The sequence below is a fragment of the Vibrio sp. 10N.247.311.49 genome (assembly GCF_041467655.1).
GTDB lineage: Bacteria > Pseudomonadota > Gammaproteobacteria > Enterobacterales > Vibrionaceae > Vibrio > Vibrio crassostreae_C.
This window is the reverse complement of sequence record NZ_JBFSVA010000002.1, coordinates 1-26,237: the sequence shown is the minus strand read 5'-3', so window position 1 is coordinate 26,237 and position 26,237 is coordinate 1. Positions and strand designations below refer to the sequence as shown.

19 protein-coding genes and 1 pseudogene are annotated in these 26,237 nt (G+C 43.9%); 4 read left to right on the top strand and 16 right to left on the bottom strand.

Translation table 11 applies throughout. The features are described from left to right. The first annotated feature begins 78 nt into the window (after positions 1 to 78). Positions 79 to 1,062, top strand: a complete 984-nt coding sequence (locus AB6E54_RS02905) for a GTP-binding protein (protein ID WP_032548688.1) — start codon at positions 79 to 81, stop codon at positions 1,060 to 1,062. A gap of 312 nt (positions 1,063 to 1,374) precedes the next feature. Here the strand turns inward: AB6E54_RS02905 and AB6E54_RS02900 are convergent, their stop codons facing one another. The 4 genes from AB6E54_RS02900 to AB6E54_RS02885 form a co-directional block, all read right to left on the bottom strand. Further along, the gene (locus tag AB6E54_RS02900; protein ID WP_017064690.1) at positions 1,375 to 2,550 is read right to left on the bottom strand and encodes a threonine/serine exporter family protein; all 1,176 of its coding nucleotides are present in this window, start codon (positions 2,548 to 2,550) and stop codon (positions 1,375 to 1,377) included. Between the two features lie 582 nt (positions 2,551 to 3,132). Then, positions 3,133 to 4,395: an ISL3 family transposase gene (locus tag AB6E54_RS02895; protein ID WP_372105994.1), complete on the bottom strand. Its 1,263-nt coding sequence runs from the start codon at positions 4,393 to 4,395 to the stop codon at positions 3,133 to 3,135. 195 nt (positions 4,396 to 4,590) lie between these two features. Further along, a complete protein-coding gene (locus tag AB6E54_RS02890) occupies positions 4,591 to 6,273 on the bottom strand; it encodes an alkaline phosphatase family protein (RefSeq protein WP_102332856.1) in 1,683 nt (560 codons plus the stop codon). 184 nt (positions 6,274 to 6,457) lie between these two features. Further along, positions 6,458 to 7,246, bottom strand: a complete 789-nt coding sequence (locus AB6E54_RS02885) for an SUMF1/EgtB/PvdO family nonheme iron enzyme (RefSeq protein ID WP_017060470.1) — start codon at positions 7,244 to 7,246, stop codon at positions 6,458 to 6,460. Between the two features lie 137 nt (positions 7,247 to 7,383). Here AB6E54_RS02885 and AB6E54_RS02880 point away from each other — a divergent pair, with 137 nt between their 5' ends. Both AB6E54_RS02880 and AB6E54_RS02875 read left to right on the top strand, forming a co-directional pair. Next, a complete protein-coding gene (locus tag AB6E54_RS02880; RefSeq protein WP_102332855.1) occupies positions 7,384 to 8,715 on the top strand; it encodes an anaerobic sulfatase maturase in 1,332 nt (443 codons plus the stop codon). Positions 8,716 to 8,802: 87 nt separating this feature from the next. Then, a complete protein-coding gene (locus tag AB6E54_RS02875; protein ID WP_102332854.1) occupies positions 8,803 to 9,861 on the top strand; it encodes a HEAT repeat domain-containing protein in 1,059 nt (352 codons plus the stop codon). Positions 9,862 to 10,008: 147 nt separating this feature from the next. Here the strand turns inward: AB6E54_RS02875 and AB6E54_RS02870 are convergent. The 12 genes and pseudogenes from AB6E54_RS02870 to AB6E54_RS02815 all read right to left on the bottom strand — a co-directional run. Then, positions 10,009 to 10,221: pseudogene (locus tag AB6E54_RS02870) on the bottom strand (gamma-glutamyltransferase); the annotation flags it as partial. Further along, complete coding sequence (locus AB6E54_RS02865; protein WP_371726260.1) at positions 10,211 to 10,294, bottom strand: hypothetical protein; 84 nt, start codon at positions 10,292 to 10,294, stop codon at positions 10,211 to 10,213. The gene AB6E54_RS02865 and the pseudogene AB6E54_RS02870, both read right to left, overlap by 11 nt. A 145-nt stretch (positions 10,295 to 10,439) precedes the next feature. Then, complete coding sequence (locus tag AB6E54_RS02860; protein ID WP_102332853.1) at positions 10,440 to 11,519, bottom strand: sulfate ABC transporter permease; 1,080 nt, start codon at positions 11,517 to 11,519, stop codon at positions 10,440 to 10,442. A 1-nt stretch (position 11,520) separates the two neighbouring features. Beyond that, positions 11,521 to 11,997 (bottom strand): hypothetical protein, encoded by a 477-nt coding sequence (locus tag AB6E54_RS02855; RefSeq protein WP_017060466.1) that lies wholly within the window; start codon positions 11,995 to 11,997, stop codon positions 11,521 to 11,523. 10 nt (positions 11,998 to 12,007) lie between these two features. Continuing rightward, positions 12,008 to 15,211 carry a response regulator gene (locus AB6E54_RS02850; RefSeq protein WP_102332852.1) on the bottom strand — a complete coding sequence of 1,068 codons (3,204 nt, stop codon included), beginning with the start codon at positions 15,209 to 15,211 and terminating at the stop codon, positions 12,008 to 12,010. 213 nt (positions 15,212 to 15,424) lie between these two features. Then, positions 15,425 to 15,799: a hypothetical protein gene (locus AB6E54_RS02845; RefSeq protein WP_017060464.1), complete on the bottom strand. Its 375-nt coding sequence runs from the start codon at positions 15,797 to 15,799 to the stop codon at positions 15,425 to 15,427. 108 nt (positions 15,800 to 15,907) lie between these two features. Further along, complete coding sequence (locus AB6E54_RS02840) at positions 15,908 to 18,046, bottom strand: ATP-binding cassette domain-containing protein (RefSeq protein ID WP_017064681.1); 2,139 nt, start codon at positions 18,044 to 18,046, stop codon at positions 15,908 to 15,910. Continuing rightward, entirely contained in the window at positions 18,043 to 19,629 is a 1,587-nt protein-coding gene (locus AB6E54_RS02835) for an ABC transporter transmembrane domain-containing protein (RefSeq protein WP_102332851.1), read from the bottom strand. Before AB6E54_RS02835 ends, AB6E54_RS02840 begins: the two co-directional genes overlap by 4 nt. Next, the gene (locus tag AB6E54_RS02830; RefSeq protein WP_017064679.1) at positions 19,619 to 21,043 is read right to left on the bottom strand and encodes a TolC family protein; all 1,425 of its coding nucleotides are present in this window, start codon (positions 21,041 to 21,043) and stop codon (positions 19,619 to 19,621) included. The genes AB6E54_RS02835 and AB6E54_RS02830 overlap by 11 nt, the downstream gene beginning before the upstream one ends. Further along, on the bottom strand, positions 21,018 to 23,249 hold the full coding sequence (locus AB6E54_RS02825; protein WP_102332850.1) for a response regulator: 2,232 nt from the start codon (positions 23,247 to 23,249) through the stop codon (positions 21,018 to 21,020). The genes AB6E54_RS02830 and AB6E54_RS02825 overlap by 26 nt, the downstream gene beginning before the upstream one ends. Before the next feature lie 3 nt (positions 23,250 to 23,252). Continuing rightward, positions 23,253 to 24,602: an HlyD family type I secretion periplasmic adaptor subunit gene (locus AB6E54_RS02820; protein ID WP_017060459.1), complete on the bottom strand. Its 1,350-nt coding sequence runs from the start codon at positions 24,600 to 24,602 to the stop codon at positions 23,253 to 23,255. Positions 24,603 to 24,614: 12 nt separating this feature from the next. Further along, positions 24,615 to 24,965, bottom strand: coding sequence for a hypothetical protein (locus AB6E54_RS02815; RefSeq protein ID WP_065584860.1), 351 nt, complete (start codon positions 24,963 to 24,965; stop codon positions 24,615 to 24,617). Positions 24,966 to 25,153: 188 nt separating this feature from the next. On the opposite strand from AB6E54_RS02815, the gene AB6E54_RS02810 reads away from it, so the two are divergent. After that, positions 25,154 to 26,237: cadherin-like domain-containing protein (locus AB6E54_RS02810; protein ID WP_372168741.1), on the top strand; the 1,084-nt coding region annotated here is incomplete at its 3' end.

The window sequence follows — 26,237 nt, the reverse complement described above, 5'->3', positions numbered from 1 at the left end:
AAAGGTTGGGCATTAGCTCAACCTTTTTTATTGCTTACCGAGTAAATATAGACAACGAAAATCGAAAGAGAGCATGCTATGAGCAAGAAGCCTATTCCAGTAACAATTTTAGCCGGATTTTTAGGAGCAGGGAAAACGACCCTACTAAACCATATATTAACCAATGCAAATGGAATGCGCATGGCTGTGATCGTCAATGATTTTGGATCAATCAATGTTGATGCGGAGTTAGTTAAATCTGAAAGTGAAAATATGATCAGCCTAGAGAATGGCTGTATCTGTTGTAACCTTGCAGAAGGACTAGTCGTTTCGGTAATGCGTTTACTCGCATTAGAGGAACGCCCAGACCATATTATTGTTGAAACTTCAGGTATCGCAGAACCCAAAGAAGTGGCACTTCAATTTGAAGATCCGGAACTGCAAGCACACGCACCTTTAAATGCAATCGTGACGACGATCGATGCGGAAAACATTTTAGGGCTAGAAGGCCCAATGGAGACGTTGTCGAAGCAGCAAATTCAAGTGGCTGACATTGTTCTGGTTAATAAAGTTGACCTAGTCGATGCTGATAAACTAGAGCAAGTCAAAGCATGGTGCCGAGTACAAGCTCCGTTTGCTAAATTGATTGATATTTCATTCGGCGAAGTGGATTTACCTATCTTATTTGATGCCCCTGAAAGTACGCGCTTTGTCACTAACAAAATAGCGGCTGATCAAAGGGAATGCCAGCACCATGATTGTCATGATGAGCACTGTCATCACGTGAACCATGATTTCGAAACATTCAGCTTTGAAACTGATCAACCGCTTAATCTACAAAGTTTGTATCCTCTACTGCAACAGTTTTCAATTGATGCTTATCGCATGAAAGGTATTTTAAATTTAACCGATCGTCCTGATCATCGCTGTGTATTTCAGTGCACGGGCCAGCGAGCCAATGTGACGGTTGGAGATGCATGGGAAGATGATGAATCTCGTTCGTCACGGTTAGTCTTCATTGGACCTAAAGGTGGCCTTGATAAAGAGAGTATGCGTAAAAAACTGAACGCACTGGTGGCGTAGTTAGAGCGGAAATGGAGTAGATGGCAAGCCTATCAACCTAGCGCTTGCCTATACCTAGCTTACCTCTGCCTACTTTGCATTGACTCATCCTAAGCATCCTTATCTTATTGAATTATTGGCTACTTTCGATTCTATTCGGTTTTTCCAAATCCATATTGCTCATTCCCCTCGCCATCTGAAACAAAATAGTCTTATCGATTTTCGAGACTCTGTTCATCAGTACCTTCTCAGAATCGGTTAACGTCAAAAAGCAGATAAAGACTCAATCGTGGCTTATTGGGGCGTGTTGATCAGCGATTGTTAGCTCGATGGTTAGTCCTCAATGATGGAATCAAAATGACGACTAAATATAGAATAAACCATGATTTGTCCCGCCATAATCGCGCCAAACATCAGCAAGGCGGACAGACCAATATTCGGAATGGGTAAAATGGAGGTCGCAAAGAAGGACTCACTTGCTCCGACAATGATTCGACTACCGGGGACAAGAATGATGATCCCTTGAATAATGTATATGAGTGGTGGAACGTGACGCAATTTTCCCATCCCCAACCCGTAAAGCGTAATGAGTATTGTGCTTACCCATGTACCTACAACCCAATCGGAAGTAAACCAATGTGGCCCCCACATGCCAATTGCCGCGACAGGAAGGCCTAAGAGAATTTCTGTCATACTTGCGTTGAAAATAAGGCCAATAGCGACAGAAATCCCGATCAGTGCGGTGACATGAAGAACGAATGGGATTTCATCAATAAATACCGGTACCGATAATGGTTGATTGATTATGTTGGCTAAGCCTAACCCCATAACAATGCCGATGAATATTTTCATTACTATGAGTGCGCTTTGTGCAAGCAGTTCGATACCTGACCGAAAGTCATTGAGAGCAAGACTGGCTAAGCCGTTGGTGACGGTTAACCCAGGAATAAAAAGGACAATGGAAGAAATGCACAGTGCCAATGTTGGTAAGCCGGGAACCTGTGCCGCTATCATACCGGTTAAAAAACTGGCTACTAAGGCGACAAAGAACTCGACAAGAATGCTTCTTGGCCCAGTCAGGAAAATTTGTGCTAGCCAGGCTATAGCGCCCAGAATAATGGATAAACCGACCGCCAGATAAGTACTGCCAACTAACATTAAATAACATGGCGGAAGCAATAAATTGGCAAAGCACAAGGTACGATTCGAGTAGGTTTCTGAACCTTCGTAATGGGAATGAGTCGAAAACCCTTTAAGCGTTGCGACTAAATCACGTAAGTTAACCGAGGGTGGTTTTTTGTTTTCCATCACGACTTTTTGCGTGGGTTGCTCAAAAATAGTGATGACTTTTGTCGGGGTCACATCAATAGAGACATCAATGTTCTGGCGTTTTGCATAAGCTTGAGTGTATTGAGCTACCGAGTAAGGCGCACAACCAGATTGATGTAATCGGTCCGAAAAGCTCAAAATTTCTTGCTGGCATTGTTCGATATGATTTGTTTGTTTCATTCTGTTTGTTTCTCAATCACCAAGGCGATATATGTTTGAGGGGCATTCTAATTCAATAGTATCCTCATTCAAGCGTAACCAATAGTCGTGTATAGAGGACGGGCCCCTACAAACGAACAAGGCAATGGTTAAAAAGATAGGATTCATTGAATGAGAGGTTATCAGTTTATCGTTGAGGTAAATCAGTCATTGTTGAAGCTGCAACCTCAAAAATAGATCCGCTCACGCAGCTATTTGAAGGCGTAAAACTCCAAATCCATGAGGTGATTGATTTAACTCTGAGGCTTTTAGAAAAGCTCGGTAATGAGTAAAGGAAACTAATATTTAGGAAATGGAAGCCTAAATAAGATTGATGATGAGCGTTAGAATCACAACTAGAATGGAACCGACATAAGCAATTTCAATAATGTTTGAATCAATCCAGTTGCAGTATGCTTGAATTGCTAAACTCAGTTTGTTTTTCATAATGGCCTTTGGAAAATTAACCGAAATCTACTGTAAATAATAGCTTATTATGAGTGAGCTTTGATGACGGTTTCAAAGGTTCCTTAGCGCTAACAGTGTGATTGCGGCGCTCACGTATTAACAATATCGTCCCGTGGGTTCATGGGGCGGATACAGTCGATAAGGTTTAAGAGCAGAAAGTTGGGCTAAAAAAGAGCCGCTTATTTGTGGTTCATCGCGGCTTTCCAAGAAGTAGTCGGTATCTCGATACCCATACCCCATTCGCTTGATTAGTTTTATCTTGTTGTTTATCCCTTCTAGGGTGCAGGTGTTTAGCGGATAACTTGCCGATGCGATAATACCGTGAAGATAAGGACTCAGTTTTCGTGCGAACTCTTTCAATGGCTTAATTCCACTCTCTTGTACTTGTGCCCACCACGCCTCCCAGAGCCCTTTAGCATGTGCTTCTGATTCACAATACCAAAGCTCTTTGAGTTGAGCCCCGAGTATATAAGTGGTCATTAAGTCCTTATTGATATTCAATATTTCTGTAAGATAGCTGTCTTGCCGTGGATTTAAGTTGCCTCTATTTTTCAACAACACCCAGCGTGAGCGCTTGACCCATTGCCTCGCTTTTTTATCTTGCTTGAGTTTGTTGGCTTGGTCGACTCGGACTCTATCCATGACCTCACGACCGAACTTAGCGACAACATGGAATAAGTCGTAAACGATTTTTACGTTCGGGCAATGCGCTTGAACTTCAAGGTCAAAAGCCGTATTCATGTCCATCGCGACCGCTTCGATATTATTGCCATGCTTGCCTAACAGCTCGAAGAACGGTCGTATGTCCTTGCGGCTACGGCCTAACCCTATCCAAATGACTTGATGAGTCTTAGCGTCAGCAATGACCGTGGCATACCTATGCCCTTTAAAGATAGCGAACTCGTCCATGACGAGTTGCCTTAGCTCTTCCCATTTCACTGACGGTACAACTTGTCGAAGTCGGCGTTTATCTATCTCTTTAATGGTGTGCCAATGTACGCTCGTTAACTGGGAGATATGCTTAATGGGAAGAAGAGGCAGCAGTTGTTCTATATAACTTTTTAGGCGCTTCGTGATGCGAGCATAAGGCTCTAGCCAAGATAGAGACTCTGTTTTTATGCCGCAGTCACGACACTTAATTCTTCGAGTTTGAACGGAAAGTTCAACAGGAACACCGAGCAACATGGCTTCTTTCACATGACGCCATTGATACTCATGGATAGCTTCGGCTTCAAGACCACAAAGGCACTTAGCCTCAGAGTTAGGTTTAAGAGTCAGGGTAATAAGTGATGCTGTCTGGTGAGACTTTACTATTTGAAAACCTTCCCAGAATGAAGATAGGAAAGTATGATTCGGCATGAAAACGGTAGTTTGTGTATGATTTTTGTTTGGCGACTAAACCATGTCACTTACTACCGTTTTTGTTTTTAGTTCCCGCTAATGCGCGATGAACCTTATTTGTTTCGACCTAGTGAGTCAGAAACAGATAAACGGCTCTTTTATTGAGTGGGTGCTGGATTCGAAATCTAGCTCACGAAACCTTAGAGATTGAGTCTACTCAGTGATCTCTTGCAGCACTTCTCCGATTGACCCGCTTGGTTGGGTGATACCCAGTTTGTTCGAAAGCGTTGGCGCAATGTCATATGGCGTCACTGCTCGCGATACCTTCTTAGCTTCAACGTCGTAGCCTGCAAAGATCACAGGCACATGAGTGTCGTATTTCCACGGAGAACCATGTGTAGAGGCAATTTGGAGGCCTTCCATGTCGTTAATGTAGCTGCGCGGTGCAAATACTACGTACACGTCGCCAGAACGAGCAGGGTGGTAGTTGTTTTTAATTAGCTGCATCACATGCGTATCCGGTACTCGGTTAGCCGCAATGTCACTACTTGATACAGCAAACGCAACACCTTTCACTTTTGCAATTTCATCCGCAATAGCTTCTTGGACCTTAGCCAGATCAAGCTTCTTCTCAGCGATCAGATCATGATTCAGATAGATGTAAGGTTGTGCGTACAAGCGAATCGCGTCTTTGGTTAAACCAAATTCATCCTTCAATCGTTTCTCAACACCACTCGAGAGTAGTGTGTCTTTATTGAAGTATTGAGCTTGATTGAAACCAAGCGCATTTGCCGCAGGTGAAGATTCAGGTACACCGTGGTCGGCAGACAGCACAATCAATGTGTTTTCTAGCCCGACTTGGTTATCCACGGTTTTGAAAAGCTTAGCGAGAGTCTTATCAAGTCGGATAAGGTTGTCTTCTGTTTCTAGGCTTTCAGGGCCGTAAAGGTGCACCACGTAGTCATTTGATGAGAAACTCACTGACAGATAATCGGTCACGTCGCCTTGGCCAAGCTTCTCTTGCATCAACAAGGTGCTAGCGAAGTTTTCCGTGATTTCGTCACCAGCAGGGCTGACGGTTAGCGTTGTGCTGTAGTACTTGTAACTTGCCGGGCCATAAGGATGAGGGAAGGTGCGTTGGAAGTCACCGAGTTTCACTTTGTGTTCGGTATCGTGTTCTTGCAACGTGTACTTATCACGCGGTAATGAGAGCTCCCATTTCTGTTTGGAATACTGAGCAGCAATCGCTTTCTCGTTCCAGCGTGATACCCAATCTGGATACTCGTCATAGTAATAGTTACTGGTGACAAACTCCGATTGTGCTTTGGAGAACCAGAAGGCTTTACCACTGTGTCCTGCCAATGAGATTGCGCCGCGGTCTTTCACTGATACACCGAATACTTTTGATTTGCCACTATTGGAAATCGTCAGTTCGTCACCAAACGTGGTGGAGAGTATTGGCTCTGGAGAGCGGCCATCGCCTTGTGCTGTCTTCTGCGTTGGGTCGATCTCTGTTGCTTTATCGACACCTGCACCAGAGGTCAGCATTTGGTAGTTACCGTCTTCTACGTTATACACCAAACGTTCTTCGCTACGGTCATACCAAACGTTACCTACCATGCCGTGTACGCTCGGTGGAGCACCTGTTGCAAGCGACACATGGCCCACGATCGTTTCCGTGTTGCCATGTTGGTAGTTTGCGTTGGTGTAGTAGGTACCATCATCCATTAAGTACCGGAAACCGCCTTCACCGAAGTTGTGCTTATATCGTTCGATTAGATCTGCGCGCAGGCCATCTACCGTGATTTGAAGGACTAGATTTGGCTTTTCCTCAGCTGAAGCTGGGAGAGCGCAGAGTAACGCGAGGGTTAGTCCTGAAAGCTTGGTGTATTGCATAGAGTTTCCTTATTCACTATTGCCGCTGAGTTCTAATGTTTGGTCAGGTTTCCAACGTTTGGTCAGGTTTCCAACGTTTGGCCAGATTTGTAACGTGTGTGCAGTGCGAATCGTATTTTTAGTATTGTTGGTGACGATTAGTGAACCATAACCTTCGGCATCTTTAGTTAGTTCGCTTCGTTAGCTAGTTCACATCCTTAACTAAACGCAGCCCCATATCTGACATAGTGATCGATTGGCTTGCGAAGTCACGACGGTAACTTTCAGATTCATTTTCGTCATAAGCAAAGCTGCCACCGCGAACCGATTTGTGTGATAAACCGACGTCGCTGTGTTTTGCGTTGTTAGGGTTGTCTGTTGGACCGAATCGGTAGAAGGTGTCATCGAAGGCATCGATAACAAACTCGCCCACGTTTCCTGTCATGTCATATAAGCCTAGTTCATTTGGTTTCTTTAGCCCGACTGGATGTGCGCTATTTTTAGAATTTGCTGAGTACCACGCAACATCATCTAAGTTATTGGAACCACTGTAAGTATAGCCTTTACTTTTATTGCCACCTTTGGCTGCAAATTCCCATTCAGCTTCAGTAGGCAGACGGTATTCTTCACCCGTTAATTCATTCAACTGCTCAACAAAATAGTTTGCTTGCTGCCAACTAAGGTTATTGACCGGAACTTGTGGGTTTTGGAAATAACTGAGAGATGAACCCATCACCGATTCGAACAATTCTTGAGTCACCTCGAACTTCGCAATATAGAAACTATCTACAGTTACATTACGTGCAGGACGCTCTGCTTTGGTCGCTTCTGGACCGTTCGACCCCATGGTGAATGTGCCGCCTTCAACCAACACCATCTCTTGGTCAATTTGTTGGGCGATGGGGTGTGTAGGCACGCTTGCACAGCCACTCAGAAGGATAGTCATGGTGACGCTGCTAATTGTTGCTAACTGTTTGTAATTAAGAAATTTCATCACGTGCCTCAGATGTTCGAAATAGGGTCTAATTCTAACGTTTAAGGTCATTCCTATTGGTTATAAAGGGTATAACATGTCACCTGTTCGAATAGGAATTATGATGGGTCCAGAATACTAAAATAGGTAGGTAAATCATGCATATTACTCAAGGTCCACAATATAACGGTAAAGCGTCTAAGCGCTTGCATGTCATGGCTAAGCCGATTGGCGCAGCATGCAACATTGACTGTAAATATTGTTACTACCTAAGTAAGCAAGATTTGTTGGAGTACAAGAAAGGCAGTTCTCCAAGAATGGATGATGAGACGTTAGAAACCTACATCCGACAATACATCGAAGGTCAAAACACGCCAGAAATTATCTTCTCATGGCAGGGCGGTGAACCGACAATGCTAGGTTTGGCGTATTTTGAACGCGTGGTTGAGCTACAGAAAAAGTACCAACCTGAAGGTGTATTGATTTCAAACGATTTACAAACCAATGGTACCTTGCTGAATGATGATTGGGCGGAGTTTCTTGTGAAGAACAACTTCCTGATCGGTTTGAGTATTGATGGTCCCGAAATGCTGCACAATGCCTATCGTGTTAACAGAGCTGGCCGTGGCACATTCAAACAAGTGATGGCGGCTGTGGAGCTGCTGCACAAACACCAAGTGAAGTTCGCAACGCTTACCTGTGTGAATAACCTCACCAGTCAAAATGCACTTGAGGTCTATCGCTTCCTACGTGATGTTGTGAAGTCACCGCAAATGCAGTTTATTCCTATCGTTGAACAGAAAACGTTCCGAACGGTTGCACCCCAAACATCCCAAGTGAGCGAACAGCTCAAACAAGGCGACAAACGCCTGATCCCCGGCCATAAAGATTCGATCATGGAATCGTGGTGTGTGTCGGATTTGGCTTGGGGTAATTTCCTTATTTCTGTATTTGATGAGTGGGCTAAGAACGACATCGGTAAGGTGTTTGTTCAGTATTTTGAAGCGAGCGTAGAAACATGGATTGGGCGTCCGAACCCACTGTGTACCTTGAACGAGATATGCGGAAAGGGCTTAGCAATGGAGTCAAATGGCGATGTTTTCTCATGCGACCATTATGTTTACCCTGAATACAAGATTGGTAATATTCATCACGAGAAACTTGATGATTTGGCGTACAGCGCACCACAGCAAAAGTTTGGTTTTGCTAAATCCCGCACACTGACCAGTCAATGTCAGCAGTGTGATTACAAGTTCGCTTGTCATGGTGAGTGCCCTAAGAACCGCTTTATCAAAACTCGTGCAGGCGAACCGGGCTTGAACTACTTATGTGCAGGTTGGCATAAGTTCTTTTCTCATGTCGATAAGTCGATGGCGTACATCGCTCGTGCAATGGGGCACCCAGTGGCTCATGGTAAATTCAGCGACTCAGTATTGATGGCGCACCGAGCAAAACAGGCGCAACAAGCCACGTTCGAGACCAAGTTTTAACTCGTTCTTTGGATCAACAGGTCCAAGAAAAATTTAATCAGATACGAGTCTAAGGACAGGCTAAGTTCTCCAGTTTAAGGTAATACTATGATGAAGAAGAGTTTAGCGACGGCTGTTGCTTTATTGATTTCAACGTCCGCATTAATTTCAACGTCTGCGATGGCTGCGAATAGCGTACAACAAACGGTTGACGCGCCAGCACAAAATATCAATCAAGTGCTTGAAATGACGGACACTCAAACCCGCATTCAACAGTTGTCTTACATGGCACAAGATCAGAATCAATCTGTTGAAAATCGTACTGGTGCACTGCAAGAGCTTGCTTCATATCCAAGCCAAAATGCGCTGGTGGCGGTGGTAAGAGGCTTAAAAGATCAAAACCCTGAAGTTCGTGAAGCGGCGGTTATCGGTTCTGAACCTTACCAACTTGAACATCGCTGGGCGTTAGTTTCACCCTTGCTAAAAGACAGCGATACCATGGTTCGCCATACGGCAACGTCAAACCTAGTCCGTGACTTCAATGCATTGGATGACGAGCAGAAAGCACAAATTGAACCACCAGTCACAGAGCTTATTAGCTTCTTGGAAACGCAAGAATCTGAAAAGTACCAATTACTGTTTGCTGATGTGCTTCGTTGGCACAATGACTGGGATAAGGCGGAAACGGTTTATCTAGAGCTGATCAATACGCATCCAAAAGAAGCGCAAGTTTGGTTGAGCTACGCAGATAATTTTCGAGCTCAGAACAAAGATAAGCAAGCAGTCGAAGTATTAGATCGTGGTTTGGAGAGCGTGCCAAACAACGCCGCTCTGCATTATTCGAAATCGTTGACTCTGGTTCGCCTTGAAGACAAAACTGCGGCAGCCAAAGAGATTGAAGTGGCTGCGAAGCTAGCGAAAGATAACAGCTACTACTGGTACCTAAATGGGGTATTACAAGAAGAGTTGGATATCGACAAGTCGACTAAATCGTTCGAGAAAGCATATTTGATCTCTGGTTCTCCAGAGCAGCTATACGCGGTATGCGATATCTATGTGCGCTACGGAAATGAAAAGACCGATGATTGCTTAGGTGAGCTAGGTAAAGTAGCTCCTGACTATGTTATTGATCAGTTGAAAGATAAACGAGTAGCGCCAAGCTCATAATATCCTAATGAGTAATTAGCGAAGCCTATAATGAAAAGCCAGTCGACACGTTCGACTGGCTTTTTCGCATCCATGAACTGCTTAGACGAGGTTCAAGTAACTAAAGACAAAATAAGGGCAAGCCTGTTACTTGCCCATTTCGTTTTATTATTCACCCATAGAGCTTGATGCACGGCGTCTGTCGGTCGCGCCATAGATCTTGCCATCTTTGACTTCAATGGCATTCAAGCCACTGACGACTGGAATGACATGCACCGGATAACCGAGCTGCATGAACTCTGGTACTAACATTTCGGCGTAGGTTTTCTTTTCGACGAGCAAACCCGTTGGGTCATAAGGTTTGGTGCGATCAATCTTGGTCTTTGTCTTTTTGGTAAAACAGCGCAAAAGTACCGCCGCCAATCCCAGTCATATCCGGTTCAACCACCGACATTGTCATCTGCATCGCCACCATTGCATCGACTGCATTACCTCCTTGCTTGAGTACCGAATACCCAGTGCTGCTTACATATGGATTCGTTGCACTTACCATAAACTCTTCGCCAGTTTCGTCTGGCGTAATTGGAAAAGGATTTGGGTTAGAAGACGAAACTCAACATGATCGTATAAAGGACGGCATCTTTGTCATCAAAACCAGTAAGTGCATTGAAATTCTCAACAAAGGCACCGTTTGCTTTACGAGCCTCAAAATATTGCACTTCGCCATTGATGGAGACGTTAGGTAACACATCGTAATCCACACCAATTAGGTAGCTGTTTCCTGTTAGGTGTTCGTGAGAATCAAACTCTGCTCCGTAAACGACGTATGGAGTGAATAAATCTAGTCTGTAGCCCAAACTAGCGTACATCGAGGACGAGATGTCACTGATCTGTCCTTCACTTGTCAAAACAAATTGACCCAGTTCGTATTCTGCTCCTAATGACCAAAGTTGTATATGCTGGTTATCTTGCTCAGTTCTGAATGGGGTCGGTACTCCGGGAATTGTTGTGATAACAATCTGATCGAAATTTGAATCTAGGAAAGATAAATTCCAACGGTAGCTATCACCGCTTAGCTGCAGATTTGCGCCGAGCATGCGATTGGTTTCAAATTCCAGTTTTGTAGTCGAGTTGAAATCTACGTCATTTTTATCTTTTATGCCGATAAACGGAGTAAGTAAAAGAGTAGCTTCGTCACTGACATCGTGAGTCCAGCTCACTTTTATGCCATTGAAAGCTGTGATTCCGAGAACGCTGTTATACACCTCTGTAGGTGGCCTCGCGGTCATATAGGCTTGGCCTACATAGTAGTACTCAGAGGCAAGGAACAGTGGCAGTCGTAATCGACCAATGCTGACATCAAAGTCATTAAATTCATAACCTAAGTAAGCCCACTCTAGCTGCGGCTCACTCCAATCATATTGGGGTGGCTTGACAACTTGCACGGAAGCTTTGAATGAGTTGTAGAAGTAATCGAGTTGAACACCAAATGTGGTATCACAGTCGTAACAGCTCTCATCAGTAAAACCGCGGTTGATGATTAATGGATTATCGTTATCCGATGTTGCCCAAGACGTTGAGCCAAAGCCACTCAAGGATAAATTATCGGTAAGTTCGATATTCGCAAAAGCCGGAGAGGCCATTGAGGCACATAACACTGACGTAATTATTCTTTTCATATTATTTCTCCGAACTTATAACGTAGAGAACGTTGGCATTTTGAGGAACCGAAGAGAGTGGGGAGTAACCAATACGGTTTGGTTTGTCATCAAGCCAGTCGACTAAGCTGTCGGTTGACGCCGTTTTGATTTCTCTTGGATAACGCGCTTTTCCTGAAAAAGATAAACCAGCCCAGTGTGCATTCATTTGAGCGGCATTTTTTCCAAGCAAAAGCTGATAAAAGTCCTCTCTTTCGGCACTGTTCTCAGGCCAATCAGACAGTTCAACACGTTTGCCATTGAGGTGCTTAGTTTTCCCTCTATAGAGCTTTCGCGCTTTGTTTATTGATATCTCTTCAAATCCGGAGTCTAAAGAAAATATGGCATAATCTTCAGCGGCGTGAGCAGGGCTTAGAAAAAGCAAGCTTCCTAATAGCCCTACCGCGACTGGCAACATGACTCTGCGGGGAAGTGTTTTTATTGTTCTAATCCAATCCATGAGGTATCTCCTAACAAGTCGCACTTTCTATTTGATGGAATAGCTTTTCTTTTCTTACGGGCTTCGCTACGTATCCATCCATTCCGGAATCAAAGCACTTTTGAATATCATCATCGATAACACTAGCGGTTAACGCGATAATAGGAGTTTTGCTTAAGCCTTGGTTTTTCTCGTGTTCTCGAATCTCCTTAGTTGCCGTGAAACCGTCCATAACAGGCATCATGCAATCCATCAAAATAATGTCGAAGCTACTGTCGTTCTGGTACATATCAACGGCAATTTGTCCGTTGTCTGCAATTTCAAAGGCATATCCGGCCTTCTTCAGCATGATAGAAGCTACTTTTTGATTGACGCGGTTGTCTTCGACTAGCAATATTCTCTCTGATTTGCTCGGAATTGCGTTTTGTTCCGCTTCTTCAGGCAAAGTACGTTTGGTCGCAGCCCCGTTGATAATTGGAGTGACAGTTGCAGGTTGTTTCTTAGGTTGAGCTTTATAGGAAGCTGGTAGTGGCATAGCTTCTACCGCGGTGAGTACTTTCTCTTTAAGCATTTCGAACTTGAATGGTTTTGGTGCATAGTCATCCATACCAACGTCGAAACACCTCTGAATATCGTCATCGATGACACTGGCGGTCAATGCAATGATAGGGATGCGTCGCGTCGCTTCTGTTTCTTTTTCAATTCTTCGGATGTTGCTTGTTGCATCAAAGCCATCCATAACCGGCATCATGCAGTCCATGAGTATCACCGCGTAATGAGGATTAGCGGTGAACATGTCCACAGCTTCTTGACCATTATTAGCGAACTCGAATTCAAAACCACTTTTACCGACATGAAGACCAGCAATTTTTTGGTTGATCTTGTTGTCTTCAACGATGAGGATTTTGTGTTGGATCTCGACTGATGTCTGGCTTGCTTCTGATAGTTCCGCCAAACCTCGAGTATCACAAAGCTCAATAGCTTTAATTAAACGCAAGCCGAGTAGGGGCTGTGCGACTTGTGCAGTAACGCTGTCACCAAGATCCGCTGGCTCACTTAAGAAGGAACGTATCAAACAGATAGTGATGCCGTTTTGGTGCAGCTTTTCTAAGTTATCTGCGTGGGTATTAGCTAGGAATGCGTCATCTTCGGCGAAAACAACAGTAATAGGTTTAGTGTGTTTTTGAGTGGAGAGCTGCTCTGTAATTGCCGTTATATCATTCGTTTTATCGGTAACCTTCAAACCATAAAGGTTAAGGTCGGACTCTATTCGCTCGGAGAGCATGTTTTCGTTACCCAGCACATAAATATCAGCCGTTGCTGTACTTGGTTTTGGCAGTATCAAGTCAACAGGCAATACCAAGTCGAAGTAGAAACAGCTTCCTTCACCTTTGACGGAGTCGAGTTGAATTTGACCACCCATCAGCTCTACCAACTGTGTACTGATGGCTAGACCAAGACCAGTACCACCAAATTGACGTGTGGTTGAATCGTCTTCTTGAGCGAACGGTTCAAATATCTGTTTTTGTTGCAGTGAATCGATACCAATACCCGTATCTCGTACAGCAAATCGAATGGTGGCATTGTTATCTGCTTTGTTGAGCGTTTGAATTGATAATGTGACGCCACCTTCAGCCGTAAACTTCACCGCATTCGACATAAAGTTCATCAAGATCTGTCTTAAACGGTGATCGTCTATCATCACGCGTGCTGGTGTATCTGGGCTGATATCAACGTTAATCGATATTCTTTGTTCTTTCGCTTTTGGTGCCACAATAGAGGCGATGTCGTATATCGACTCTCTAATCGATGCAGAATGCGGGCTGATTAATAGCATGCCAGACTCAATTTTAGAGAAGTCTAAGATATCGTTGATTAAGCTAAGGAGCAGTTGGGATGAAGTTTCGATCGTATCAACATAGTCACGTTGTGTCGGTGTAAGCGGCGTATCTGCGAGGATTTCCGAAATACCAATAACACCATTGAGCGGGGTGCGAATTTCATGAGACATGTTGGCCAAGAAGCTACTTTTTGCTTTGCTGGCTTGTATTGCGTGGTCTTTCGCGTGTTCGGCATCCTCTTTGGCTCTCTCTGCGTCTTCTTTTGCTACCGTCAATCTCTCTTTCGCGAGCTCTCGTTCGATGGTCAATCGTTCAACTTGCTGAGCAAACAGACTGAGTTCATCTTTACCTTGGATTAATTTATCTAAAGAAGGGCGCGTGTCATCATTTTCGCTTTTTAAGAAAGCTAACACCAAATTAAGGTTGTTAGTGACTTGTCTCGCCAAGCTAAGAGTTAAACCCATAACAATCGCTGCCAGCAAAGCGACGATTGAAATAAACAGGGTTCGTTGTATTTGCGCGTCATAGATGGCTTGCTCAACTTCTTGTTGAAACTCTTGCTTGATTACGCCGCCAAGGCTTTGTAATAAGTTGAGCCGTGCGCTCATCGCTTCTAAGCCGACAGACACTTCTTGTGGCGTCAGTTGGCTGATTGTATTTAGGTCGAGTAGCGCGCTTCTTATCTCTTGGCTTTGAGCAAACACATCATTTCGAAACACTTCAACCATCAAAGAAACTTGATGTTCGTTGGCGTTCAATGAAACAAAGCGCTCTAAGAACAATTGCTGTCTTTCACTCAAGGTTTTGATCTGTTCGGCGAGTTCTGGGTCGTACTCTTGGCTGATTTGGAAGATCTCAATCAGTGAACTACCAAGCTTGAACTCTTCGTTCGACCAAAACATCAACCACTCAAGTTGTTGAAGGGCAGTGAGGTGCTGTTGAATTTCACGTTTAGTGTTTTCAAAAGGGACTTTCTCTACTTCAAGTAACAGTTGCTTGTATAAATCGCTCTGCCATTCGAGGGCATCCAATTTATCGTAAGTGTCAGTCACTTGCATCGTCGATAAGGTCGCTTCGCTGAAATCGGCAACAAGTTGATTCATTTCATCAGATGCGTCTAAAAAAATGATGGGAGACAGGTTTTTAAGTTCTGCCTTTACTTGGTTGCTTTGAGTAGCAAACTCTTCAGGGCTAGAGGTTAAGGTACTTCTATACAAAATAGAAATATCTTGAAGATAGACAGATAAGTGATTGGTTCGTTCAAAATCGGTTAACTGAGTCGTTAATATATAAGCCTGTCTACCTGCTAGGAAGAGTAATAATGAAATGGGAAGTAGAACTAAGCCAAAGAGTTTATGTTTGACTGAAAGGTTATTCCAAACCGTAATCGCCATATAAGGATCCATCCAACTGTCGTTATATAAAAACAGTAGAATAAAAATGCCGATATGGAAACTTTGAAACGGTAAATTTTACGTAAGTGTGGGAGAGGTATAAGTTCTTGTGATTCCAGAGCTTATTTTGAAATGCGTTCTTTTATTAGTAATTTATAGCGTTTGGCAGTTTGTTTAATTTTATGCTTATTGATGAATCACTTAAAAAGCTTACTAATGAGGACGATTGTTATCGAGGCTTAATTCGAAAAGAAGTTGCTCTAATACGGTTTTTGCAGAGGGTTCTAATGTCCAAATACCGAGCATTCTGTTAAGTGCGGCGCGATACACTCTGTTTTTTAGTAGGAAGGCGAGTGTGCTCGTATCATTGCTGAATACGTGCATTTGTACGATGGTGAGCTCTGCTTTGTTCTCAATGTCTATTTTCTGAAGATTGAAAGCGGGTAGGAAGGCAGACTCATACCAAACCTCAACGATCTCTCGAAGCTCCATCTCTTCTTCAGGTACATCGCACTCCTGAAGTTGGTGGTTTTCAGGAATTGCGGATAAGTAAGCTACATCAAGCTTGTCTGCAACGAATGTGTACATATTCTTCCTTGTTACCTGTGGTATTGGGGCGAATCATCCCTCTCGCTTATGAATTTGTCAATTATATCCATTTCCCTAAATAGCGAATTGTGATTAAGCGTTGAGGTTTTAGCTTAAGCTGTTTAAGTATTTGTCTGTTAAGCCAAAATATTTCAAATTTCCATCCGGCTCTAACACTAAACTCATGTTTGATGTTGCGATCAAACCTGGGTCGTTAGTAGAAAAAATCACGGTCTTATTCAACAATTTATCGGAGAACAGGCGATTAAAGTATTGAGCGTTTTCTTGCTCTGCACCGTTGAACGGTTCATCAATGATAATCAGAGATTGCTCACAGTTACCTAGGCCAAGTGCCAGACGCAGTTTTTGTTGAATTCCATTCGGAAGACTTTTGCATTTATCCACGCTTAACTGAGTAGCCAAGCCTTCCGGAAGCCATTCATCTAATTCGAAGAAGCTGATCATCTCTTGCATCTTGTCTGTTGGAATCAGTCCGTTGTGTAAAATGAAGTTGGTCTCAAGTGAGCCTTCAAAAATATGCAAATTGAAAGGGATGTAGTTAATCGACGTGCGATAACGGTAGCTATTGAACTGTTTAATGTTGTAACCATCGACAGATACAGCGCCTTGATAGCGGTCTTCTAGCCCAGCAATGATTGAAATTAAGGTGGTTTTACCGCAGCCCGTAGGGCCACAAATGACCACTTTGGCACTGGGTGGGATTTTGAACCCCAAGTTAGTTAAACCCGTTGCGGCTCCTGCATATCGGTGACTGACTCCGCTGCCCACAATGCTTCCTTGGAACAGGCGAATAGGTGGGCTTTTTTCTAAGGTCAATTTGTCGTCATTCATCGACATCAGGTTGTTTATCTGTGCTGATGAAGCCTTGATCGATTGGAACTTGGAAATTGAGTTATAGATACCCATGATTGGGCCTAACGCTTTCCAAACCAAAATAACGGTTGCGAGCATGGCACCCGCATCAGAAGTACCTTCCATCACGCCGATTACCGCGGTCACGATACTTGCTGTGCCAATCACTTGGATCAAACTACCGCCAGCGGCCTGAATCTTACTGTTAGTCACGGCAACGTTCTCTGCATCGCTGGTGCTTTGCATATGCGATGCACTGAATCGAGATTGAACGACACGAAGTAAAGGCAGGCCTTGGATTGTTTTGATACCACGAAGGATTTCGTTCCATTGATACGAGACCATCGCATTGGCGCGCGAACTTTTGGATGTGGCTTGCGAGTAGATATAGCGAGAGTAAATACAGAACACTAACATCAGGATTAAACCACCCATCACCACTAATGCCGCTGTACCAGACATCAGAGCAATGGCGATGATAAATACGATCACAAACGGCATATCAAAATAGCTGAGCGTCGATTCGGCAGTCACCAAGCGTCGGAAGGTATCGATATCTTTCAAACGTGCTAGCTGAGAAGAGACCCCAGCAGTAGATGTCATCGCATAGGGTAGCCAAAGCAACTTAGATATAACGGCTTGCGAGATGTGCACGGCGAGGTCTTTACCGGAAGTGGCAATGATGTTGACCCGCATTTTCTTAAAGAAGTATTCAGAGAAGCCGACAATAATGGCGAATAAGGTTAGCCAATAGAGTGTGGCTTCGGAGCTCGAAGTCAGTGCGAAGTTATATACACTCATAATAAAGAATGGCTGCAATGCACCGAGAATACTGATGACGAAGCTGAGAATGATCAGGCTTTTAAGTTCATTGTTATAACGATAGAAAGCGTATTTAATCCAATTGCTTCTGTCTTGCGATTCTGGAGGTGGCTCGCGGAACAGACGAGAATATTCGCTAATCGCAATCAGCAAACAGGGCTTTTTGCACATTGGGTATTCAATGGTGTTGTTGTTCGTGTAATCAAACAGCAGCAACTTTCCATCTTTGGTGCCTAAGAAAATCGCACTTAGATTCTCTATTTCAATAAAGCATGGCTGAGGGTGTTTATCTATATTCTCGAGTGTCTTTAATTTGGTCACATCACAGCGATACCCAAGACGCTCTATGGTTGCTGTAAAGCTGTCGCTGTCTTTGTGTTTCGGAATAAAAGCATCGCTGAGTATCGCGGGTGTGCCTTCCCATTCGAGTGCTATCAAGGTGTAGGCCAAACCGCGGATAAGTGGCGATTGACTGTAACGTTCGTCGTATCCGCTGGATTCAAAATCCAAGACACGTTGCGGTACATTATTGAAGTCGACTAAGATACTCATTGGTCACCTCCGGTAAGTTTTACGCGTTTGAGGCGATGGTTAAGCTTGTCCATTTTATTACTGGCGATGATCAAGATTTTGTCGTTGGCTCGATAAGCCGTACTGGTGAGAACCATTCGTGCAAATTCCTCATCAAACACACAGTCGATGTCATCAAATATCAATACGCGCTTACTGGCGAGCAGGGCGCGAACTAATAATAGGGCGTAGCCAACTTGGCGTGAGAATGGGTTACGCATATGGCCTTTGAGTTCTGTATAAAAACCGGCAGGAAGCCCATCAATTTGGGCTTTGATGTTCATGGTTTCACACAGTGCAAACGCCGTGTTATTCAAGCTTGGGCGGAAACAGGTGAGGTTATCGATAATCGTCCCTTCTACGAACGAACTGGTCTTATCAACCATCAGAACACTGTTACGCCAAACGTTGTAATTGACGTCATCCAAAGGCGTGTCGTTAATCATGATATCTAGTTTGCTATCACTGTTCTGACGCGTAATACAGTTAGCGAGGTGGGTCTTACCTGAACCACTTTTCCCTGTCAGCAAATAGGCTTGTCCGAGTTCGAACTCGATACGCTGCTTTTCAGAATACTTAACCGAGATACGTTCTACTTCTGTTGTTTCATGTTGGTGTTTAACAGAGGCGGCCAATTCAAGGAGGTCAACGATACGCTGAATATGGAGTTTGTTTAACTCCCAACGGCTCGCGGTGCGCATCACTTGTTGGTAAGGCGCAAAATAACGGTTGGTTAGCATGATGATCGCGGCCATGATGCCTTGGCTAGATTCCATATTGATAACGGCCGTTGCCAGTACCACAACAACGCAAGCAATGGATAGCTGTTGGATGAGCGCCAAAATCAAGCCAAAGTTCGACTCGATTTGCTCATATTTGATGTTCTCAACTTCGCGCTCTTCGACCATTTGTGTCATCAGGCTTTCAACGCGGTATTCCATATTTCGAGCTTTGATATCAAGCGGGCTAGAGATGATCTCAATGATTTTGGAGGTAGTTAACCCTTCGATGTCTGACTTATTCTGCAAACTACCAATCTTTTGTTTGGAAAGGCTCCACGCAAAAATAGCCAAGATGACAGAGGCAATCAGAAGGATAATGCCAGCCCATATGTTGATGAGTCCTATGATGAGGATAGTGATCACGCTGACGGCAAGGTTGATAAGCGCTCGAACCGATTCGCCACCAAAGAAGGTTTTCAATTCAGGAATGGTTGAGATTCGTTCTAGGTATTCGCCTGGCTCCAAACGTCGGAACTTAGAGATTTCCGCCAAACAGATGGATTGAAATACCTTATTGGTTAAGTTGGTCTCAAACTGCCTCATGATGACAGAGGAAATCTTCTCTTCCTGATTTTTTAAGTGATAGTCGAGGAAGATAGAAATCAAGATAATCGCGAACAATAAGAACAGAGTATCTTGTGCTTGGTTGGGTAACACTCGGTCAAAAATGATCAGAATGGAGAAGGGCAGTACCAAACCAAACAGGGTCGATATTATCGTTGAGAAAGTCAGATAACACTTATCTGCCATGTTGATCTTTTGCGAAAACTGCTCAGTTTGCATTGCGACCTCCTTTCCTCAACGACTCCGTTGAGAGAAGATGTTTAGGCACCAAATCTTGATTGTCTCGTCCCTCAATATCGCTCATTAATTGCATCACGCTTTCGATAGATTGAATTGAGAGTATTCCCTTAATTTGCTCAAGCTTGATGGTCTCGATGATGTAGTCGTATCGTGCGCTTTCGTAGTCTCTTAAGGCGCTGAATAGTTTACTTTCCGCCGCCAGCAAGTCGGTGATAGTACGCGTGCCCAATTGGTAGGCTCTTTGGATCCCTTTATAAGACGCGTAGTTGGCGCGAATGATGTTTTCGTAACTGCTTATAGACTGCGAGAAATCGTTAATGTTGAGCACGGAGGTATTCACACTGTTACGTGTGGTGTAAAGCGAATCTTGGTAAAGCAGCTCAGTACGTTCGATGGCCGTCGATGATTTTTGATAGCCGTAGTAATCAGAGCCACCAGACAAGATAGGAACTGCTAGGTTTAACCCAACACTGGTTGAGTTACTTTCGCCTGTCGCTGTAATGTCGGTTTTGTCGAAGTTATTGGCGTCATCGTGTCGATAGCTGGCTGAAAGCGATACGGTCGGTAAGAAGTTCGAACCGCTCTCTTTTAAGCTTCTGCGGCTTCTCTCGACGTTTTTCTTAGCCACTAACAAGTCGTTGTTGAGCTTTAACGCTTGATCCATGATTGATCGTTGTTCGGTTTCGTTTATCTCTTTTAAAGGCACACTTTCGTAGATATCTTGAGACGGAGTGATAGGGTATTGAATCTGAATCGATAGCCCGTTGAGAATGACGCGACGGTCTTTCTGCAAGGTTCTCAATCGATTCGACACACCTTCTTTCTGAGCAATCACTTCGTAAAGCTCACTGGCGGCTGTATTGCCGAGTTCCACATTGCGTCGCATTTGATGTTCACGCGTCTCAGACGACTTAAGCTCTACCTTGGTCGCTTTAATTTGTGCGTTGTTTTTCAAATACTCAAAGTATTGAGAGCCGATTTCTGAAATAGTGCTTTGGATTTTGTTCTCGTGTTTAATCTCTTCAATGTTGAAGTCGAGCTTTGCCGTCCCATATTTGAAAATATCGCCCAGATTGAAGATCGATTGAGAAAGGGAAAGGCTGTAGCTGTTCGAGTTATAGCTTGAAGTTTCATCAGGCACACTTGATAGCAAGGTTTCATTTTCATTCCATGTGGTATCGGCAGCACCATTGAGGGAAGGAAGAAATTTTGAGCGGCTGATACCAATGTTGTACTCGTTCTCTTCGACCCCTTTATCACTCGCCCGAAGAGAAAGGCTGTTCTGCAGACCGAGTTCTACCGCCTCAAGCAGGGTAGTCGCCGATGCTGAAGGTGTCGTGCTTAATGTAAGCGCAGCTATGATGCTGCTAGTTAAGTTTTTGTACCGCCACATACTTGTTGATCACCTTGATGATTTGGTCGCTTTTATAAGGTTTGCTGATTACGTAATCCATTCCGGCCTCAATACAAGCCTGGTGTTCGTTACTGCTGGTCAATGCGGTTGCACCTATGATGGTACAAGGGTTTTTCTCGTTTTCTTGTTCGAATTGGCGAATGCGTTTTGTGGCTTCGATGCCACCCATACCCGGCATGATGCAATCCATGAAGATGATGTCAGAACGCTTGTTCATAAAGTGCTTCACGGCATCGGCGCCATCGCCAACCATGTCTGGTTCATATTCTTGTTTGGTCAAGATTCGTTTCAGTAAAATTTGTTGAACTCGGTCATCCTCTACGATAAGGAATGAGCTGTTTTCCATCTGTTCTTCCGATGCTTCCGCTTCCATAATGGTGAGTAGGTTTGGAATGAACTCGTAAGGGATAGCAGGAGCGTTGATGATTTTGTCGACGAAGCTATGACACTCTTGTGCTTGCTGAGTGTTGGTCACTGACAACAGTAACTTGGTATTTGGGTGGTTCTTAAGCTGAGATTTCACCGTCTTGCTCAACGACGGCAGCTTGTTGGGTTCAAAGGTATCGGTGAGCATAATCGCATCGTAATCACCGAACGTTTTCGCCGCTGAGAAAAGCTCATTTGCAGTGCGAATCTCGGTGATATCAAGCCCCAAGTTACTGAGCATTTTCTTCATCACATCGATGCGAACTTGAGTATTAGCACACAAGAGTAAACGCTTGCCATCAAAGCGAGTTTTCTCTGTGTGGAAGTTCTTAGCCTTAAGATCAAGCTCGATCTGAAAACGTTCCTGAGCCCCTGACTGGAACCAGTGGCTCTCGTAATATCCGTAATCCTTCAGAACGCTTTTCGCTAAGTCATCTGTGCTGGCTGTATGGTCTTTGTGTGCGCTCCAATGGAGTTTGTTGAGCTTGGCAACAGAAACATCCAGTGTTGATAAGAAGTTGAGGTTGATGGTGACACGGGTATTTTCCATGTCTGAAGCCGCACCCGATTCAATCGTTACAAACAGTTTCTTATTTGATTTGAGTTGAATGGCATTGGAAAGCTGCAGGAACAATATCCAGAACAAGCTGGTGGATTGACCTTCTACACGATTGGGTAAGTTGTCAGAGATAAAACAGTCAAGTTGGCTTTCATTACGTTGTACTTTGGCACTGATATGAATCATTAATTCAGATAACACACTCAGTAAAGAGAACTCTTTCGACTTGCTTTCCGTACCCTGTGATATCAAGCGATTATAGTTTTCTGCTAACTCAGATAGTGTGCTACACGCAGAGGTAATATCGTTCGCCATCAACACGCCGTTTTCATCGGTTTCTTGAACCAGATATTGGACGCCACCGTTGATGGTGTTTGTAATTCCGCGAATCTCATAACCGATCAGCGCATACAACTGTTTGTAGAGATCGTTATTGCGCTTTTGGTCTTCTAATTTACTGAAAATAAGTTTGAGATGAGAGTAAATCTGACGCTGCTTGGGGTTGATGCTAACTTCATTAAGAAGCTCTTCAAGACGTTGTAAATCTAGCTGCTTCAGCTCTTGATACAGGGCATCGAATTCATAGTCGATTTCGCGTTCGTTAGAACTGGATTTCTTTAGCTTCAACATAGCAACTGAGTTGGATAGAATCGTAATCACAGCCAATATCACGACCACCATAAACAACCAGATAAAGAACTCGTTTTTTTCTGACATTAAGTCATTTGCATGGTTGTTAAACATGGTGCGATAGTTGTCGTCCATCTGCAGATAGTTATTGGTCAATGAAAGGTACAAGCCTAATACGTCGTTACGTGTTTTTGCGCTATCGGAGAAACGATTAATCGCCAATTCCAGTTGTGTGTATTCAGTTGCCCCAACCAAGCTGAACTCGGTTTTGTTCAACGAGGCTAAAGAGCGAAATTCATCAATTTCAAGCTTCAAGTTAACCAGGTTGAATTCGTTAGTGCCGCAAGTGTTGGTACTTAAACACTGTTGCAGAGTTTGAATATCTTGTTCTATGGTCTGATTAAGCTTCTGGGCTTGTATGAGCAGTGGGGCGCTTTGCACTTGTGCGACTGAATCTATTTTTGACCAAGAAAAGTATAAATAGAAAGCGAGCGCAGCCAATACCACGCTAAATAGTATGCTTAGACGTAGGGCGGGTATGGAAATATTGTACGAAGGTTTACCGCTCATTGATTATCTCTCATCGAAAGCATCCTCGATGGCTGACATCACCGGTTTCGCAGCGTATTCGATCACGCGACGCGAGCCTGTTTTCACATCAGCGGTAAACTCCATGTAAGGTGATAACTTGTATTGAGTGCCTCCTCGTTCAAGAAAGTTTCGGTCAATTTCAATCTCAGCTAAATAGAATTCAGCGTCTTCTTCTTCGTATGATGAACGGCTGATTGAGGCGATGGTTCCCTCAACAAACCCGTATTTTGCAAAGTTATAGGTATCCATTTTTACTTTCACTGCCTGACCAATTTCGACAAATCCCATGTCTTTACGTGGGATCTTCGCTTCACCGTGTAACGAATTATTTATTGGGGCAATATCGGCGATACTTTCTCCTGGCGGAATCACAGCAGAACGGAAATTGAAGTGAAGTTTATCGACCACACCATCGACTGGCGAGTAGACGACTAGGCGATCAACCTTGTCGGAATGCTGCGGTTGTAAGATTCGCTTTAGCTTGAGGTCTTTGTTCGCTTGAATGATTTGTGCTTGGTACTCAGAGTTTCGATTCTCAACCAAGTCACGGTGTTGCTTTTCCAGTTTGTCGAGTTGGAAACGCTCATTCATCACAGATTCGTCAAGGTTCTCAATCTCACGCACCATATTCGACTCTTGTACTTTCATGTTAAGAACGTCGACATAAGACGCCATCTCTTCTTTATAGAGGGTGTTTTTGATGTTGAGCTGCTTACGTATCAGAGAGAGTTGATTCTCTGAACTTTTGCGACGCTTTAACATTGAACTGATCAACGAGTTCTTGTGCTTAATATCGTGTGTAATGAGTTCTTCATTTGAACGGTTTTTAGAGAATTCTTGTCTCCAGGTATTCATGTTGACCTGAACTTGCTCAGGGTATTTCTCAATGAAAGCGTCGAAGTTAGGCTCTATCATGTCGCGTAAGCTTTCATAACGAATCTTATCGAGCTCTATCTGAATAATTTCAGTATTGACGGTATCAAGTTGAGTGTTACGGTCAAGTGAGCGTATTCGAGCGATAGGTTGGCCCTCATAAACGACTTCCCCTTTTCTGACTAACAATTCTTCTAATATCCCGCCTTCTAAATGTTGAACTTTCTCAACATCCGATTCCAATAGCAGTTCTCCACGTACAGAAACAACAATATCGATACGTGCTTGTGACGCCACCGCAATAGCGACCAAAGCGAGCAAGAATATAATGAGCAACGTTTTGTGAACGCTGGTCATGGCACTAGCAAGCACAATAGTGTCATCAGCTGTGACCTTAGAAGCCTCGTTATTGGAAACGAGTGCTTTTCGGAGGTGATGTTCTATTTGGTTATTGCTCATGACTGACCTCGGTTACTTGCCATCTATTACTTCCTTAATATCCAACAAGTGGTTGATTTGTCGATTGACGTTGTGCAATTCAGTTTTTACATCCTCTATTAGATCTTCCGGCGCAGGAAACTCGTGTCTACTCAAGTGTTCCAATTTGGCCATTTTTGGCGGAAGGTCTTGGTCGCAAAGCAACGTTAAGATGGTCTTCAATCGTTTTGAGTAACTGTTGAGTTCATCAAAACGATTACCTTTATGAAGCGCTTCTATATTTAGGGCTGCGTCAGAAAAGTCATTGTAAAAGTCGCCTAATAGCAATTGCAGCCCTTTGTGGTTGTTGTCGACCGAGCGCAACAAATTCGTCATGTCTATCATCGCTCCACTCCCTTAATTGCTTTAATCACAATAACTAAGGATCTTTAAAGGCAGTTTTCAAATTTTTTTTGATTCTTTCTCTTTAAAAAGAAATTATGAAAAATGTTGTATAAAAACTTGGTTTTTCAAAATGGTGTCCTTTAATGCCTCTAAATACGATCAGTTAGCTAGTAGCAACGGAGGCTGTAATGGCAGGCGAAAATAACCAAAACAACCAAAATGAAGCTCTCAATGACGCGGTAGAACAAACGGACACGAACGACGCGGGTACGCCCTCCCAACAGCAGAATCAACAAAATCAACAAAATACGATTGCGTCGACAATAGCGACGGGTGCTGAAAACACGGATGCGGCCGACGAGGTTAATCAGGCTTTAGAAGACAATCCGAGTGGCGCAGGTAATGCTGAAGATGCGTCGGCTTCTGGTGCGGCTGTTCAAGAAGAGACGCCAGAAAGCGATGGAGATTCTGATGCAGCTCAATCCAATGTAGTCGGTGGTGCGGCTTCGGAAGCTGGCTCGGACAATGCTGCTGGCAGTGGTGGCGGAGCAGGTGCTGGCGCTCAAGCAGTAGGTGGCGATAACGCAGAGTCTGCGACAGGTGGAGCAGATGCTGAAGGTAATGAAGAACAAGGCCAAGCTGCGCGTACTTCAGCAGCGCCGAGTGCGACATCTTCAGAGTCGGGTGACCAACAAGTTGGTGATGAGCTAGATTCACAAACAGTAGAAGAGACGTTTGCAGTTGATGTTCAAGCTTCTGACGAAGAGACCATTAGCGAAGTAGAGGATGACTTTGATTCTGAAACGGTAAGCGAAACGTTTAAAATCAAAGTGGAAAGTGAAAATGATGCGCCAGAAGCTGAACAAGATCTGGCTTACATCATGGATGAAGATGGCTCCATAACATTCACTCAAGAACAATTACTCGAATACGCAAGTGATGTAGATGGGGACGAGCTTGTTGCTTCTAACGTTCAAGTTGGTGATGATGCAACAGTTCAAGACAATGGTGATGGTACTTTCACCGTTGTTCCTTCAGCTGATTTTAATGGTGAACTTGACCTTACTTTCGACATCAGTGACGGCCAAGAAACGATTAGCAGCGCAATTGATTTAACGGTACGCCCGATTAATGACGCGCCTGTTCCTGAAGATAAAACGTTTGAAATCGAGGAAGACGGAACTCTTGTATTCACCGACGCTGACCTCCTTTCTGGTGCTACCGACATTGAAGGTGATAACCTAACGGTTGAAGGTGTGACCTACGATGGTG